At 64.8% G+C, this 15646-nt stretch carries 13 protein-coding genes and 1 other RNA gene; 4 read left to right on the top strand and 10 right to left on the bottom strand.

What is annotated here, in order from left to right:
* Positions 1 to 38 precede the first annotated feature (38 nt).
* The 9 genes from OTER_RS03215 to rpsT all read right to left on the bottom strand — a co-directional run bounded on the left by OTER_RS03215 (position 39) and on the right by rpsT (position 11687).
* Positions 39 to 1829, bottom strand: a complete 1791-nt coding sequence (locus tag OTER_RS03215) for a secretin N-terminal domain-containing protein (protein WP_012373467.1) — start codon at positions 1827 to 1829, stop codon at positions 39 to 41.
* Positions 1826 to 2356 (bottom strand): hypothetical protein, encoded by a 531-nt coding sequence (locus OTER_RS03220; protein WP_148217989.1) that lies wholly within the window; start codon positions 2354 to 2356, stop codon positions 1826 to 1828. The genes OTER_RS03215 and OTER_RS03220 overlap by 4 nt, the downstream gene beginning before the upstream one ends.
* The gene (locus OTER_RS03225) at positions 2353 to 2916 is read right to left on the bottom strand and encodes a hypothetical protein (protein WP_012373469.1); all 564 of its coding nucleotides are present in this window, start codon (positions 2914 to 2916) and stop codon (positions 2353 to 2355) included. The genes OTER_RS03220 and OTER_RS03225 overlap by 4 nt, the downstream gene beginning before the upstream one ends.
* Positions 2916 to 3551 carry a PilN domain-containing protein gene (locus OTER_RS03230; protein WP_012373470.1) on the bottom strand — a complete coding sequence of 212 codons (636 nt, stop codon included), beginning with the start codon at positions 3549 to 3551 and terminating at the stop codon, positions 2916 to 2918. Before OTER_RS03230 ends, OTER_RS03225 begins: the two co-directional genes overlap by 1 nt.
* Entirely contained in the window at positions 3523 to 4518 is a 996-nt protein-coding gene (locus OTER_RS03235) for a hypothetical protein (protein ID WP_148217990.1), read from the bottom strand. Before OTER_RS03235 ends, OTER_RS03230 begins: the two co-directional genes overlap by 29 nt.
* Positions 4519 to 4822: 304 nt before the next feature.
* Complete coding sequence (locus OTER_RS25525; protein ID WP_083270211.1) at positions 4823 to 4924, bottom strand: AURKAIP1/COX24 domain-containing protein; 102 nt, start codon at positions 4922 to 4924, stop codon at positions 4823 to 4825.
* A 107-nt stretch (positions 4925 to 5031) separates the two neighbouring features.
* A complete protein-coding gene (locus OTER_RS03240; RefSeq protein ID WP_012373472.1) occupies positions 5032 to 8361 on the bottom strand; it encodes a UvrD-helicase domain-containing protein in 3330 nt (1109 codons plus the stop codon).
* On the bottom strand, positions 8361 to 11273 hold the full coding sequence (locus tag OTER_RS03245; protein WP_044891529.1) for a PD-(D/E)XK nuclease family protein: 2913 nt from the start codon (positions 11271 to 11273) through the stop codon (positions 8361 to 8363). Before OTER_RS03245 ends, OTER_RS03240 begins: the two co-directional genes overlap by 1 nt.
* Positions 11274 to 11426: 153 nt before the next feature.
* On the bottom strand, positions 11427 to 11687 hold the full coding sequence (gene rpsT, locus OTER_RS03250) for a 30S ribosomal protein S20 (protein WP_012373474.1): 261 nt from the start codon (positions 11685 to 11687) through the stop codon (positions 11427 to 11429).
* Positions 11688 to 11859: 172 nt separating this feature from the next.
* On the opposite strand from rpsT, the gene OTER_RS03255 reads away from it, so the two are divergent.
* From OTER_RS03255 to OTER_RS03270, 4 genes are all read left to right on the top strand, one after another.
* A complete protein-coding gene (locus tag OTER_RS03255) occupies positions 11860 to 12537 on the top strand; it encodes a response regulator (protein WP_012373475.1) in 678 nt (225 codons plus the stop codon).
* 171 nt (positions 12538 to 12708) lie between these two features.
* On the top strand, positions 12709 to 13134 hold the full coding sequence (locus tag OTER_RS25645) for a hypothetical protein (RefSeq protein ID WP_158305348.1): 426 nt from the start codon (positions 12709 to 12711) through the stop codon (positions 13132 to 13134).
* Positions 13103 to 13687, top strand: a complete 585-nt coding sequence (locus OTER_RS03265) for a prepilin-type N-terminal cleavage/methylation domain-containing protein (protein WP_158305349.1) — start codon at positions 13103 to 13105, stop codon at positions 13685 to 13687. The genes OTER_RS25645 and OTER_RS03265 overlap by 32 nt, the downstream gene beginning before the upstream one ends.
* A gap of 10 nt (positions 13688 to 13697) precedes the next feature.
* A complete protein-coding gene (locus OTER_RS03270) occupies positions 13698 to 15116 on the top strand; it encodes a DUF7305 domain-containing protein (RefSeq protein WP_012373478.1) in 1419 nt (472 codons plus the stop codon).
* Between the two features lie 86 nt (positions 15117 to 15202).
* Here OTER_RS03270 and rnpB read toward each other — a convergent pair.
* Positions 15203 to 15630: RNase P RNA component class A (rnpB, locus tag OTER_RS24735), an RNA gene on the bottom strand.
* Positions 15631 to 15646: the final 16 nt, after the last annotated feature.

Raw genomic sequence — 15646 nt, forward strand, 5'->3', positions numbered from 1 at the left:
ACCTCGTGGTTGAGGTTATCGGTGCAACGCGGGGCGCTTCATTTCTTCCCGAACCATTTATGCTTCTTTTCCGCCGGCTTTTCGGTCGACGGCAGCGGAGCGAATGGATCCGTGCCATCGCGATAGCCGGGCAGGTCCTCCTTCTTCAGGTCCATCTGCCGGATCTGGCGGGGATCGAATATTTCCCCGGGCGCGGCTCCTTCCGCCGAAAGCGTCTTGGCCGTGAGGAAGATCAGCAGATTGCGCGTCGCGGTGGATTGCGTTTTCGAACTGAACAGCCGGCCGAGTACCGGGATCGAGCCGAGCACCGGCACCTTCGTCGAGCCGTTCGAGACCTGTGAGTCGATCAACCCACCGATCCCCATGGTGAATCCGTCCTTCAGTGAAATCTGCGTCCGTGCTTTTTTCGTCTGGATCACGGGGATGCGTGCCCCGGTCGCGCCGCCGAAGTTCACCGAGTCCGCATCGTTGAAACTGCTCACCTCGGGCTCGATCATCAGCTTGATGAATCCGCGGGCGTTCACCTGCGGCGTAACCTTGAGGATGATGCCGATGGGCTTGTAGGTGAAGCCCGCCACCTCGAAGCTGCCCCGCTGCTCGTTGTAGGTGTAGTTCGGAATCGGGTATTCCTTGCCGATGTTGATGAACGCTTCGGTGTTGTTGAGCGTGACTACCGTCGGATTCGAAACAACCTTCGCCGTGGTGAGTTCGTTCAGCGCGCTGATCACCAGGCCGAACTGATCGGCCGTGAACACGGCGTTCAACGCCCGCTCGTTCGTCGTAGTACCGGTCAGCGAGTTCAGCAGGTTGAGAGTCTCGTTGGCGGTCGTCGAATTCCCGCTGTTCGTCGTGTTGGTGAGGCTGCTGCCGATGGTCGTGCCCGACGTAGCGGTGACCACGCCGTTGCTCGAGGTCACGGAATTGGTGGTGTTCGAGTTGTTTGTCTGCGTACCCGTCGTGCCGCCGCTCGTGGTCGTCGTGTTGTCGTTGCCCCGCTGGATGCCGGCGTCCCGTTGACCACCGGCCGTGCGATTGAACGAGCCCACCACGCCGCCTTCGTTCTCCGGGTCTGGCCCCACGCCCACCTTGTAGCTCTTCAGCGACGACCAGTTCACACCGATGTTGCGGATGTCGCCATCGGTGACTTCGACGAATTTCGACTCGATCATCACCTGATCGGTTGCCCGGTCGAGTTGCTCGATGATCGGACGGATCCGGTTCATGCGCGACGGGCGTTCGGTGATCACGAGACTATTGCTCCGCGCGTCCACCACGATCTTGCCTCCGGCGGCAGTGTCGATCAGCGAATTGATGGTGGGCATGATGTCAGCGGCCCGCGCGTAGTTCACGATGAACACCTCGGTCGTGACCGGTTCCTGCTGCATGGAGGCGTTCGAAACGATCGTGATGATGTTTCCCTCCTCGATATAAGTGTAGCCGACGGGGGTGAGGATGACCTGGAAGATCTGCCGCCACGTCACATCGCGGAGCTTGATCGACGCCTTGCCTTGCAGCGTCTCCGGAATGACGAGGTTCAGCTCGAACAGGTCGGCGACATTGCGGAGAATGTTGCGGATGTCTTCGTCGGGAAAGTCTACGGACAGCGTGTCCTGGCCGGTCGCGCTGCGTCCCTTCGTCGCGCTGCCCGTCGCGTCGGCGTCCTTGATCGCAACGCTGGGGTCGCCGGAAGCGGAGTCTGTCGGCGAGGTAACCGCAGCGGCGGGCTCCGACGGAATCACCGGCGTCTCCGTGGGGGGCGTTTGCGCCCATCCCCGGCTGGCGAGCACAACGAGCAGCGACGCGAGCAGTGGCAGTACACGGGTTTTCATGGGGTCTTTCTGGGTTTGATCGGCCGGGTAATCTCGTCGCGATTCAGCCGAAGCGTGAAGTTCGTGCGATCGATGCCCGCCAGCTCGAGTTGATAATCCTGTCCATCATAGGCGACCGTGAGCCGGTCGCCGACACGGAGCCGCTTCTTGCCGAAGATCAGCCATGGTTCATCGCCGATGATAACGGTGCCCGAAGGCATGATACGCGCGGCAATCACCTGCAAAAATTCGCGGTCCGTCGTCGGCTTCGTGGCGGTTTGCGCGGCCTGGGCGGCCGCTTGCGCGGCGGCGATCGCACGTAGTTCCTCCGGATCGGGTTGTCCGAAGGCCGCTGGATTGAAGGGGTGCACCAGCTCGCCGGGGAGCGGCGCCAAGTTCGGTGGCTGCGCCAGCCGCTCAGCCAACTCGAGGGAGGGGCGTCGCTTTTCGGATGTGGAAATATCCGCCGCAGCTGCCGCGTGCACGCGAGCTACCACCGCGAGGCCGATCACCGCAGCTATCAGCATTGAAATACGCATCCTGTTCATGGCATCCCGAGCAGTTCGACGTCCATCGCCAGGTTGACGGGGCCGGTGCGATCCGGTCCCGAACCTCGCAGGTTGCAGTTGATCACCCGCGCGTAGTGTGTGCCGTTCTCAAGCCGTCGAATCACCTCGAGCAGCGCGAAATACTCGCCCTGCATGGAAATCGTGAATCCAACGCCGCCCAGCGCCCCGGCGGCCGGTTTCGCCGAAGCCGCGGTTTGATTTTGGCGCAGATCGATCAGCTTCACGCCCGTCTCAGCTTCCAGTCGGTAAAAGTATTGGAGATTCTGCGCGAGGTCCGCGGCCCGCACCAACCGGGCGTCGATCGCCTTCACTGCGGTATTCAGCTGTTCGAGTTGTTCCGGCAGCTGGGTGGCGTTGCGCAGATTCGTGGCGAGCCGCGCTCCCTCGCGCGACTTCTCGTCGAGCGTGGTCATTGCTTCAGGAACCGCAGAGCTGCGATAAAAGATGGCGATCGCCAGGATCAACGACAGCACGCCACAACCGACACTGATCGGATTGCGTTTCAGGAAGGCGACAAAATCGGCGTTCGAGATGGCCATCACTTCTTCGCCCCTTTCGGAGTGCCTTTCAGTTTCAGCGAGATCTCGAACAGCAATCGGCCGGTTTGCGGATTGCGACTGAGGTTCACCAGCGTGATCTCCTCATAAGTCTCCGCCAGCACGGGATCCGCCTTCAACAGCTGCAGGTAGCTGGAGGCGTAGCCGCTGGCCTGGTCCGGCGCCCCGCGCACCGTACCTTGGATGGTCGTGGTGACGTTGCGGAAATCGAAGCCGTCGAGCGCAATGTTTCCCGGCAAGATCTCCGCCAGTCGCAGCAACGACGCCGACATGAGCGGCTTCGATTTAATGAACGTGTCAACCTCGGTCACGCGCGCCGCCGCCGCCTGGAACTGCTTGTGCAGCGCGATCATCTCGGCGCTCGGCTTCTGATCCCGGTCGATCTGCGCCTGGGCGGCGCTGATCTGCCGACGCAGGTCGAACAGATTATACTCCTGATAGGCGCACCACAGCAGCATCATCACCGCGACGAGAACGGCGATGCCATTGATGAAAAATGCCGTCCGCACCACCTTCGTGTCCGGCAGCCGCTCGAAATTGCGGAAGTTCGGATGCCACGCCGGCGGCAATGCCGCCGCGGCCGCCGCCTCACTCTTTTTTTTCAGGAACGGCAGCATCGGGAACAACGTTGTAGGAAGCCATCAACCCGAACAGCCCAAGCCATTGCGCATCGATGGGGCCGGCGAAAACATTTTCCGGCACGGTGATCTGCCGGGATTGCAGCCACGGCAGCAGATTCAGTTGCAGCGTCGCGACGCCCAAGGCTGACGCGATGGCGGTCTCAAGCCAAGCGAGCTTGGCCGGCAGGGAGGTGCACAACACCTGTCCGACGGACTGGCCGGTCTGCACTTCGTAAAAACCGATCGAGGACTGGAGCTCCTTCAGCAGTTTTTTCACCAGCAGCGGCCCCATCCCGGTGAAATCGAATGTATTCGAAAAAAACAGCTTTCGCGCCGACTCCTCGTCCTTCAGGCCGAGTTCTTTCTGCACGACCGGCACCATCGCGTTTAGTCCTTGAGCGATCGGTCGGGAGGCCTCGACGCCACCAGCAGTCACGATGAACGAATGCGTTGCCTCGCTGTTGACCTCCAAGATCAGCACTGGCGTTTTCGATTTGTTGAAAGCGAGGTAGTCCACCATCCCGCCGAGCATCGCGACCGACCCGAGTTCGAGCCGGTCCGGATAGATGCTGCGCTCGAGCAATCCGTCCTGCGTGCTGTTCGCCTCCTCGGTCAGCATCCCGCAAAAGAGGACTTCCTTCTGATTCAGCTTGGCCGGGTCGAAATCCAACCCGTCGTTCGCGTTCAACACCTGAACCATGTGCTTGTCGGGTTCCACGCGCAGCTGCGTCGACAACACTTCGGCGAGATAGCCCGGCTCCTTCAGTTTTTTCGGCTCCAGCGTCGCCCGGCGTAGCACCCGGCGCGGCGGATAAACTCCGCAGACCGCATTGAGGAACCCGCTGGGCGGTCGCTTGGGCTGCATCCTCCGGATCGCGTCCGCCAGCGCCGCCGGATCACTCGCCGCAAATTCCACCACCTCTTCGATCGCAAACGGCACCGCCGGCGCGGATGTTCGAGCCATCCGGATGGTGTGTTCGTTTTGCTCAACGAAGTATCCCTTTGTCTTGGCAGCAAAGAGCATGCGTGCAGTTTGGGGCAGTGTTTTCAGGCCCGGAACGCGAGTGATTCGCACCCTCGGTCCGGAGGCGCACGCTCCTAAAACCCGACTGGCAAGACAAGTCTATTCCCCTACGTGAGTATCAGGGTTTCACCTATTTACCCTTTCTTGATGCGGCTCTTATCCACGGTGCCCCGGGGTCATCGCCCAACAAAAAACCCGTCGCGTCGCGACGGGTTCGCTCAAAAAATTCGGTGCGTCGGGCAGCCTACTTCTGCCACGTGCGCTTCTTGTGCCGGTTGGCCTTAAGGCGCTTGCGGCGCTTGTGCTTCGACATCTTCAACCGACGTTTCTTTTTCAGATTACCCATGGAATAGATAAATGCGTGAGGCAACGTGCGCGCCGCCTCCGGGACTGTAAAGCCAGAATTTGCGGAGTCCGGCACGTTGGTCACCGGTCCCCCCCCAACCTCCGTTGCTAGTCCTGTGTCGGGGTCGCGTCGGTTACCGCGACCGCTCTCCGGGCCCGGGTGAAGACGGCCTCGCTTGTGATCGCCATGGCCGGCAGTCCGGTGAGCACAGTCGCCACCCGCCGATAGAGATTCAGCTGCCCTGCATGGCGGCGCGCGAGTTCGTCCCACTGCGGCGATTCGCCCACGCGATCGGTCTTGAAGTCGAACACGCTCGCCCGGATGGGACGGCCCGCGGCATCGCGCCAGACGATCACGCGATCGAATATTCCGGAGACCCATACGTCCTCGAGCACGATCTCGAAGGCCCGCTCGCGCCAGACCTCCGCGTTGGCTGCAGAACGCCAGACGTGCGCGAGCGCCGGTGATTCCAGGCAACCCGCCGCCTCCGCAACCACCGCTGCATCCTCGCCGCGCGCCCGCCACTCCGTCGTCATCGACTGCGCCGTGGCCGGGGTGCCCCACTCCACCTCAGCCAGCAAACGGTGCACCGCGGTGCCGAACTCGGTCCGGTCCGTCCGTGCCGCAGAAAATAGCTGCGCGCCCATCCACTGCGTCCCTTGCACGGACGAGGGCCGGCGGGCAACGAGCCGCCGGGGAGACTTCGCCGCCGCCGACCGCAACGGTTCGATCCGCTGGCGAACGACGGACGTGGCCGCGTCCGCGGCAATCGCCGGCTGAAGATCAAGGTGCCAGCGAGGATCGCCCTCACTAAACGCCCCCGCAAATTCCCGTGCGCCGACCCGCACAGGGATCGTTTCTTCGCCGAGCGTCCTCGCGAGCAGCCGTGGGTAGTTGCGCGAACTCGAGGCGCCCGGCGGCTTCACGACCAGATACATGGCGCGTTTGGCTCGCGTCATCGCGACGTACAACAGCGACAACGCTTCGTAGCATGCATCGGCCTCGGCCGCCCGCACGTGCTCCGCCAAAATCGTGTCGCAGTCGTGGATGAGTTTACCCGGCAGATCCAGCACCCATTCCACTTGGCGGTCGGGCCCGCGCTGCACCGCGAGTCCATCGCGACGCGAGTCGAGCTTCTGGCCTTCGAGGTCTGGCAGGATTACGACGTCGAAGCCCAGGCCTTTCGCTTTGTGAATGGTCATCACGCGCACCACGTCCGCGCTCTCCACTTCGCGGACGACGTGTCGTTCCATGAACGCGATGAACTCCGCAACGTCCCGGCTGCCGGTCGCATCGAACAGCCCCGCTGCTGCGGCAAATTGCCGGAGGCGTTCGCGACTGAATGCATCGTCCGACGCGAGTCGCGGCTCGAGCCGGCGCGCCCACTCACCGAACGTGCGTTCGAATCCATCTCGATGGATTTCCGTCAGCAGCCGGCGAGTCAGCTGCTCGGGCGTGCGCACGTGCTGAGCGTGCAGCACGCTCGCCAGCGGGCTCATCTGCACGTGCTCCCACGCCCGCGTGTCGCCCGGATGCGCCGCCGCCTTCGCCAACGCGAGCAGGGCGGTGCCCACCGGATTATCGGTGCACACGTGGAGATCCGACTCGGCCACGGCGGCGATGCCGCCGGCCCGACGCAGCCTGTCCGCGAGCGCCGTCGCGGTACTGTTCTTCTGCACCAGCACCGCACAGCTCAGGCCGCGCGCGAGCGGCTGAATCTCCTCCAAGAGCGCCAGCGTCAGGGCGAACCGTGCCTCTTCGGAAATGCCCGCAGTATCCCTCGGACCGCCGGCGTGCAGCAGCGCCACGTGGCCGGCGAGCTGCGGCCGCGCCGTTTCGTGCGCGCGCCACTCGCGATTCCAGGTCTGCGTCGCCGGACACGCGAACAGCTCGGTCAACTCCGCCGCCGCGCCGAATACTCGGTTGACGCTCGCGATCACTGCCGGACCCGAGCGCCACGATTTGACGAGATGCTCCTCAGCGATCGTGCCGGGCCGCATCGCGTTGTAGTGATCAAAAATCTCGCGGAAGAGCCGCGGATCGCCCTCGCGCCAGGCGAAGATCGCCTGCTTCACGTCGCCCACGTAGAAAAAGCTCCGCGCGCCGCTGGAATCCTGGACCGCCTCGTCAATCAGGTTTCGCAACACCGACCATTGGCCGAAGCTGGTGTCCTGAAACTCGTCGAGCAGCCAGTGATCGATTTCGCCGTCCAACCGATAATCGATCAGCAGCCGGCGTTCCTCCGCACCACTCAAAGCCGCCGCTTCGCCGAGCTCCATCGATGGCAGCGCGAGTTGCGAGTCCGCATCGTCGTCCGGGACCGCGCCCGGGGCTTCGCGGCCGCTCAGCAGCGGCGCCCCGTTTCCCGGCATCAGCAGTCGCTGCACATCGGCAAACGTCAGTTTGCCGGCGCGACGGACCGCGTCATGATACATCGCTTCATAGCCCGCCAGCACCGCGTAAATCCCGCTCGTCATCTCGAGCCGCCGCGTCAGCTCCCCGCCGACCACGTGCCGCGCGAGCGCCGCGAGCGCCGCGCACGCCGCCGCGCTCAGCTCCTGCGGCTTGCGATCGAATTCGAGCACGGCCCGACCCGCCTCGAGGTCGCTCCAGGCCGCCAGCACCTTTTCGAGCACATAAACCAGCGGCCGGACCGGCGCGATGCCCGGCGCCCACGCCACACAGGCGTCGAAGAACTCCATCCAGCGCTGGCGCTGCTTCTCGCCGACACCGGCGGCATCCACCCACGCGCGCAGCGTCTGCACTGCCGCCGCGACGTCACATGGCGGCCCGAGCCAGCGACTGCCGTTGCGCCAAATCCGGCGCGCGTCACCCCAGGCGTCGCGCGCGGACGCGTTCAGAAAAATTTCCTGATGCTCGTCGAGAAACGCATCCAACTGCGCGCCGAGCCGCTTCTCCTCGACGCCGAAGGTCGCGCGTTTGAACGCTTCGATGAACTCCCGCTGCGCGTCCGCCAGTCCGTCGGTCGGCCGCTCAAACAACTGCCGCAGCACGCGGCTCCGCTCCATCCGCGCTGCGTGCTCCTCGAGCAGTTCGAACTCGCCCGCAAGCCCGAGTTCCAACGGGAAATTGCGGGCGATCCGCGCGAAGAATCCGTCGATCGTGCCGAGCCGGAGCCGGTGCATCGCGTCCACCATTCGCCGTAGCAGTGCGAGGAATTCCGCCGTCCCCATCGCTGCCGGACGGCCGATCTCGGCCGCCAGTTGGCGCGCATACGCCGCATCGCTGGCCGCGCGCGCCAGCTTGTTCAGGATCTCGTCGAAGAACTCGCCGGCTGCCTTTCGCGTAAACGTCAGCGCCACGATCCGCTCCGGCGCCGCGCCGAGCGCGAGCAGCCGCACAAAACGGTTGGTCAGAGCGTAGGTTTTGCCTGAGCCCGCCGACGCCAGAATCATCACGTGTCCGACGCGTGTCATCAGGCCCCCTCCACGGCGCCCACCGCCGCACCGTCCCATTCGACGCTGTCGGCCACGCCGTGCTGGAACAGCGTGGCAAAATCGTCCTGCTCCGGCCGGAGCGTTTCATTCGGCGGCCAGAAAATTCCCGCGTGGATCGCCGCCGCGACTCCGTTCGCGCAGCGCCATGCCGCGTCGTCGAGCTCACGGGTGTAGTCCGTCCACGGACGAATGCCCGTCTCCCCGATCGCTTTTGGCAGGTTGAAATAGGCGCATTCCAAGAGCGGCTGCTCTCCGCCGGTCGCCAAGGTCGGGTCCGTCTGCACCGCCAGGCGGTAGAGCGGCAATTGCAGATCGGTCCACACCTGCTCCTTCGCGTTGTAGGTGAATCGCGCCAACGCCGGCGCCGTTTCTTCCCGCCGCCACCCGCGCAGGTGCGCCTGCTCAGGATCGACCGGCCGGTCGGACGTTTTGTAGTCGAGCACGCGCCGTGCGCCGGTGCGTTCGTGACGATCGATCCGGTCGATTTTGCCGGTGACCACCAGAGGCCCAATCGTGATTTCGAACGGCCGCTCGACGTGCTCGATCACCCAGCCTTCCGCCCGGCTGAGCGCCTGGACTTCGGCCGCGCGCGATAGCCGCTGCCGCGCCGATTCCAGCTGCACGACCAGCGGCAGCGCGAGATGTCGGCCAAACCGCCGCGCCGCCTCCAATTCGAGTCGCGCGAGCAGAAACTCGCGCAGCCGTGGCGCATCCTGTTCGTCCCTCAGCGCCGGCTCGCGGCCCATCGCTTCCAACGCAGCATGGCACAGCGTGCCGAAATCGAACACGTCGAGTTCGCTCTTCGCCGGATCCACCGCCTCCATCCGCAGCACGCGTGACAGATAGAAGCGGAATGGACACGCGAGCCACGCGCGTATTGCCGTCACTGCGATGCGGGTCGGCGGCGCAACGATCCGCGGCTGCAGACGCCACGCGCGACGCCACGACTCGGTGGTGTGCGTCGACTCCGCCGGCCGAAATAGCTGCCGGATGCGCCCCGGCAGCTCTTCATCGGGACAGCGCAACAAAAGCCGCGACGGTCGCAGCGGTTCGCCCGCGACGGTGGTTTTCCCGAACAGCAGGTCGAGCCGACCCGGGTCGCCCGTCCGCCACGCCGCGATCGCCTGGAGCAGATACGCGTCACGCGCGAACCGCGTCGCGTTGGTTTTCAACCCGAGCCGCTCGCGCAGCGATTCCGGCAAAAAGGGATCGCCCACGATTGCGTCAGGCACACGGCCATCGTTCAGCCCGGCGACCACGAGGTGCGGCGCGTCTTCCCAGAGCAACTCGAGCCAGCCCTGCAGCTCGATCGCCCCGGCGACTTTTTCGTCGTAGCAGATGTTCTCGCCGTACAGTCGAAGCGCGACGTCCCACCAGTCCGCGTTCGAGGCGGCGGTGAACCGCGCTGCAGCCGCAGCGATGTCCTGCAACACCACCGACCACGTTTCGGCGGCCTCGGCCAGCTGCGCGTCCTCGTCCCGCGAGGATTCGAATCGCCGCGCGCCAAAAACGGCGGCGAGCGCGGCCTGGGCATTCGCGGGAAAATCACCCCGGCTGAGGGTGGCGCGCAATCCCGCGATGAGCCGCAGCGCGGGCCCGATGCGGCTGTTTGCCGGATGCGTTGGACCGGACGACACGTCCGGTTTGGGGCGTTCGCTCCGCTCCACGTGCTGCAACGCTTCGGTCAGCGTCGGGGGCAGGTGTCGCGTGTGCAGCTCGTCGAGTTCGTGGAGGAATCGCGCCGCGGAAAAATCCGGGCCGAGCTGCCCGTGCAGAAACTCCAGAAAATCCGGGCACCGCGCGAGCGCTTGAACTGTCGCGAACGACTCCTCGCGCGCCAGCCGCGCGCAATTCTGCAGCAGCTGGAAGAGCTGGTCTCCCAACCGCGCACGGCCCTCGGGGTTGAACCCCACCTGCCGCACCTCCGCGAGTTCGCCCTGCAGCAGCGGCAGCACTTCGGAATCCGCCACCCCGAGGCCAAGCCGCCCCTCCGGCTCCCGGTACTCCGCGGCGAGCGCGGCAATGCGCGCCGCCTGGGCTTCGGGATCGAGGCAAAGGTGCACGCGTTGGGCGACATCCGGAACCGTCAGCGTGCGCGTGTTCCAAGTTTCCGGTCGCGGCCTGCCCCAGTCGTCGAAGGCGTCAGCTTCGGCGGCCGGTGCGTAGACCGCCACCTCAACCGGCACCGCACGTGCGAGCGCCGCGAGCGCCTGCAACGCGATCGGCTGCGGATCCGGCGTGGCAAGCATCACGATTCGGCGCACGCCCCCGGGCAATTCCGGCGTACAGGCTTGGCGAAGACGTGCCGCGGGCGCATCAATCAGCCCGGCGCTCGCGAGCCGCTGTTCGTGTCTGGTTTCCAGCTCGCTGATCTGGCGCCAGCGTTCCGCCTCCGGAAAATCGGAGCCCGCGCGCGACAGAGCGTCCCGCAACTGCAGCCCGGCCTCCGCCAGCGACCGCTGCAGCCGCACGAATTCTTCGGCCAGCCGCAGCGCCCACGCGAAATTCCGTGCCGGTGGATCGACGGGAAACACGTCACGAAAATCATCAAGTGCCACGGAGCGAAACACGTCCGCCCAGGCCAACAGCGACTCCAAGTGCGTCGCGACGCCCGCGGCGGGAGCGGGAGTCATCAATGCTTCGGGCAGCATGACTTTGGGCGGGAACACCGCCGCCTGCTTCCGCGCGGCGTGCTCCGCGAGCGCTTCGCGCAGTCGCCGCCCGGACTGCCTCGTGGGCACGATCACCAGCAGATCGGACAAATCCAGCGGACCGTCGCCGGTCCAGCCCTCGGCCAGCAACGCAACGGCCTGCGGCAGCAGCGGCGCATCCCACGAGAGGAAACGGCGGGCGCGACCATGACCGGCAGGTTGGGCGGCAGTGGAATCCACGAGCAGGCGATGATGGGCGCGCTGATGCCGTCGCCTCAAGCTCGTAGGCCGACGCATTGCGGACGCCTGCGCACGGCGCGGCGGGAAAACAAAAACCCCGCGACGCTCGGCAGCACCGCGGGGCAAAATTCGAAGGGAAGCGTGATCGGCTGCTTACTTCGCGAAGACGATCTTCGCGACGTGCGACTTGGCGCGAGCAGCGACGTTGCGATGCACCACGCCCGACTTCACGGCCTTGTCGACCGCGGAGGTGTAGGCGACCGCCGCCGCCTTGCTGCTGGCCGCGTCACCGCTCTTGACCGCCGTCTCAAGCTTCTTGTGCAGCGTCTTCAGGCGGGTTTTCACGCCTTGGTTCCGGTCATGGAGACGCAGAGACTTACGGGCGGCTTTGATCGCAGATTTCGTGTTGGCCATGTCGGAATGAGATTGGAGCCGGACAGAAACCCAAAGCCCTGCAGGGGAGTCAAGGGGTTTTTCCAGTCGGCCCTGCCTGAGTCGCCGGCGTTCGCGGGTTCCGCAGCGGCCCGGCAGTCGGGTGCACGGAAACGGACTCGTGTTCCCGACCGCGGGCGTTTAGTTCTGCGACATGAGCGCATCCGCCCCCACGATTCGCGTGCTGGTCGTCGACGACAGCGCGCTGGTGCGCATGGGTTTGCGGTCCGTGCTGGGCACCCACGGGGCCGCCGCGCGAATCGTGGTGGCGGGCGAGGCCGATTCGGTCGCATCCGCCGTGAGCGAAACCAAACGGCTTAAGCCTGACGTCGTGTTGCTCGACATCCGGCTCCCGGATGGTTCCGGGCTGCACGCCTGCCGGGAAATCAAACGCATGGACGCGTCGACTCGGGTGTTGATCCTCACCTCGGTGGCCACCGACGAGTTGATCCAGGAAGCCGTGATGGCCGGCGCCCAAGGGTATTTGATGAAGGAGATCGATCCGGATGGGCTCACGCGGGCGATCGTCGATGCTTTCGCGGGCAAATCCGTGCTGACCCCGGAAATCACCGCGCGCGTCCTGCAGTTGTTGCGTGAAGGTCCGCCGGCCGCCGGCGACAGCCTGGCGGTGCTCTCCGCGCAAGAGCGCCGCGTCCTGGCACTTGTCGCCGATGGGCTCACCAACAAGGAAGTCGCTGAAAAACTGCGGTTGAGCGACAACACGGTGAAGAACTATCTCGTGAGCGTGTTTGAGAAACTGCAGGTGAAGCGGCGCTCGCAGGCCGCCGCGGTCTACGTTCAAGCGTCCCGCCCGACTCCGCCGCAGGCCTGAATGGGCCTATTCCGCTAGGCCTGATTCCCCAGCCTCTTGGGTCTACCGCGCCCGCGGCAACTCTGTTAGGCTGGGAGCATGGTCAGCTCCATTCTGCTAGCACCTTCGCACAAAACCCGCCCCCAGGGTCCGCGGCGACAGCAGGCGGGGTTCACCATAGCAGAAGTCGCGGTGGCTTCGTTCGTGATGGCGTTGGGCATTTCCTCCGCGCTGATCGCGATGCAGTGGGGTTTTCGACATCTGGACGTGGCCCGTGGCAACACCCTCGCCTCGCAGATCATGCAAAGCGAGATCGAGCGGTTGCGGTTATTCCCGTGGGAAAAGACCACACCCACCGGCGTGGTGGACAGCATCATCGAACTGCCCGCCTCGGAACCCGTCAGCCTCGCCAGCATGTTTTCCTCGAGCGCGGCGCTCGCCGCCCGCTTCACCGTGACGCGCACGGTGACCGCGGATGCCGCGCGTGCGGATGTGCGCTACGTCACGGTCACCGTGACGTGGAACACCTCGGATGGGCAGAGCCATACGCGCTCGTCCACTACGATGTATGCGAAGAATGGTCTCTATGACTACTACTACACCCTCGCCGGCAGCTGACCTCCTGCGCGCGTCGCGCAGCCGCCGCGCCCGCGGGTTCACCCTCGTGGAGGTGATGATCGCCTCCGTGCTGGGAGGTTTGGTGCTGGTGGCCGTGTTGACCGCGTTCCTTTTTCTCGGGCGCAGCGGCGCGAATATTCAAAATTACAACGACATGGAGGCGCAGGCCCGCCGCGCGCTCGAAATGTTTGCCGAGGATACGCGCCAGGCGAGCGCCGTCACGTGGACGAGCGCCGATTCCGTCACTCTGGTGGTCGACACGAATACGGTGACGTATGCCTTTTCGGGCGGACAACTCACCCGCGCTGTCGGCGGTGGCACGGCCAAGCCGATCGTCACCGGCATCACCTCGTTTTCGTTCCTGGCCTACACCATCACCGGGGCGCAGATCACCGATTTCAGCACGGCGGCGGCGCTCGTCACGGCGGCCAAGGACACCAAACAGATCCAAATCTCACTCGCCACCTCGCGGACCTCCGCGACCGTCGCCACCGCCACGAACACGGTGCTGTCCGCCCGGTTCATCCTGCGCAACAAGCTCATCACCACCTGATCCGCCCGCCATGACCTCCTGCCGCTCCCAACTTTCCCATTCACAGCGTGGCTCCGTGTTGATCGTCGCTTTGATCCTTTGCGCGATCATCGGGATCTCCCTGGCCAGCTACATCCGGATGGCGCGAACCGCCATGACCCTTTCGAACCGCGCACTCTACAACAACGCGGCCATGAACCTCGCCGAGCAGGGACTCGAGGAGGCGATCTATTCCGTGAACAAGATGGTGGAGGATCCGAGCTACGCGTGGTCCGGCGCGGGCTGGACCCTCTCGGGCGGCAATGCCCAGCAGAAATGGACGGGCGTCGCACTGAGCCAGAACAGCACCGCGCAATACCGCGTCTACATTTCCGGCTACAACTCGAGCAACCCGTGGATCGTGGCGCGCTCGACCGTGCAACTCGCCGCGGCCGATGCGGCGCCGATCGAGAAATGGATCCGCGTTACCCTCCGCGGCTCTTCGCGCTACGCCAACGGCCTCGTCGCCCGCAAATCGGTTTGGTTCAAGGGCAACAATGTCAGCGTCGACAGTTTCAATTCGACGCGCAACAACGACGGCACCCTCCGCGGTGCGCCCGTCGCCTACAGCGCGGGCGTTCGTCGCGATCGCGGCAGCGTCGGCAGCATCTCCGTCTCAACCGACGCCGTGCTGGTGAAACAAGCCGACGTGTGGGGCTACGTCAGCACGGCCAGTTACGATCCGACGAACACCGTCGGCAACAACGGCTCGATCCTCGGCGCCGACTCGGTGCCGGACAGCTCGTGGGACAAGAGCACCGTCGATCCCGCGCGCATCTCGACCACCTTTTCCGCCAGCTTCGAGCCCGAGACCCAGCCGGGCAGCAGCGTGCCGACCATCGGCTCGATCGACGCCGCCGGTACCTACGGCACCGCCGGCGTGGCCCGGACGATCGTTTGCTCCGACATCTCGGTCAGCGGCAAGAACAACCTCGTGAAATTCCAAGGCGACGTGACGTTGATCATCACGGCCGCCGCCGGGTCGGATGCGATCAGCATTTCCGGCAACGGCTCGGGCATCGAGGTCCTCGCCAATTCCTCGTTGAAGATCTACACCGCCGGCGACATCGACCTAACGGGACAGGGCATCGTCAACGCGACCAGCCAGGCGAAAAATTTCGAGATCATCGGCACGAGCACGAGCTCGGTGCCGCAGGACATCAAGATCGCTGGTGGCGGGTCGTTCGTCGGCAAGGTCTACGCCCCCAATGCCGGCGTCACCGTCCATGGCGACGGCGCGATGTCGGGATCGATCGTGGCCAACGACATCACCCTGACCGGCAACGCTGCGTTCCATTACGACGAAGCGTTGGGCGAACCCGACGGCGCCACGCCGTTTCGCATTTCCAAGTGGGAAGAACTCACGACCGCCACCGCGCGCGACGCCGTGGCAAGTCATGTCAGCTTCTGAGGGCAGCGCGCACCCCGCGCGTTGATCGCATCGGAGCTCGCAGGCTTGCCCGGCCGCGCGCGGCCTGGGGGTACGAAAAAACTTAGCTTTGGGGCCGGTAAGCCGGATTCTGTTCCTCCCGCTCACGCGGGATTCGGCCGTCATTTCTCTCACGCCCACCTCGCGATGGACCTGTCCTCCGTAGCTCGCGCGCGGAGCGCACGAGCGAAGGAGGATGCGGCATACCCGCGGCTATCGGACGGGCCGCCCAGCCGCCTATTTTGCCTTGCACCGGAAGGGGTTTTTCGTGCCGTCCCGCTCACGCGAAACGCGGTGGGCTCTTACCCCACCTTTTCACCCTTACCTCCACCGCGCGACTTTCGCCGCGCTGCGAAGGCGGTTTGTTTTCTGTGACACTGTCCGTCGCCGCGCCTTGACGCGCGGCGCCCGCACTTGCCGAAGCTTGTGCGGCATCCTGCCCGGTGGTGTCCGGACTTTCCTCTCCGAATATTCTAAAACGGGCGCGGCATTACCCGCGCCTTGGGATCAAA

This window comes from Opitutus terrae PB90-1 (assembly GCF_000019965.1).
GTDB lineage: Bacteria > Verrucomicrobiota > Verrucomicrobiia > Opitutales > Opitutaceae > Opitutus > Opitutus terrae.

Excerpts from the sequence above, each read along its gene's own strand:
- OTER_RS03270 (WP_012373478.1), top strand. The coding sequence starts at position 13,698 with ATGACCTCCTGCCGCTCCCAACTTTCCCATTCACAGCGTGGCTCCGTG.
- OTER_RS03235 (WP_148217990.1), bottom strand. The coding sequence starts at position 4,518 with ATGGCTCGAACATCCGCGCCGGCGGTGCCGTTTGCGATCGAAGAGGTG.
- OTER_RS03225 (WP_012373469.1), bottom strand. The coding sequence starts at position 2,916 with ATGGCCATCTCGAACGCCGATTTTGTCGCCTTCCTGAAACGCAATCCG.
- OTER_RS03230 (WP_012373470.1), bottom strand. The coding sequence starts at position 3,551 with ATGCTGCCGTTCCTGAAAAAAAAGAGTGAGGCGGCGGCCGCGGCGGCA.
- OTER_RS03255 (WP_012373475.1), top strand. The coding sequence starts at position 11,860 with ATGAGCGCATCCGCCCCCACGATTCGCGTGCTGGTCGTCGACGACAGC.
- OTER_RS03265 (WP_158305349.1), top strand. The coding sequence starts at position 13,103 with ATGACTACTACTACACCCTCGCCGGCAGCTGACCTCCTGCGCGCGTCG.
- OTER_RS03220 (WP_148217989.1), bottom strand. The coding sequence starts at position 2,356 with ATGAACAGGATGCGTATTTCAATGCTGATAGCTGCGGTGATCGGCCTC.
- OTER_RS03240 (WP_012373472.1), bottom strand. The coding sequence starts at position 8,361 with ATGACACGCGTCGGACACGTGATGATTCTGGCGTCGGCGGGCTCAGGC.
- OTER_RS25525 (WP_083270211.1), bottom strand. The coding sequence starts at position 4,924 with ATGGGTAATCTGAAAAAGAAACGTCGGTTGAAGATGTCGAAGCACAAG.
- rpsT (WP_012373474.1), bottom strand. The coding sequence starts at position 11,687 with ATGGCCAACACGAAATCTGCGATCAAAGCCGCCCGTAAGTCTCTGCGT.
- OTER_RS03215 (WP_012373467.1), bottom strand. The coding sequence starts at position 1,829 with ATGAAAACCCGTGTACTGCCACTGCTCGCGTCGCTGCTCGTTGTGCTC.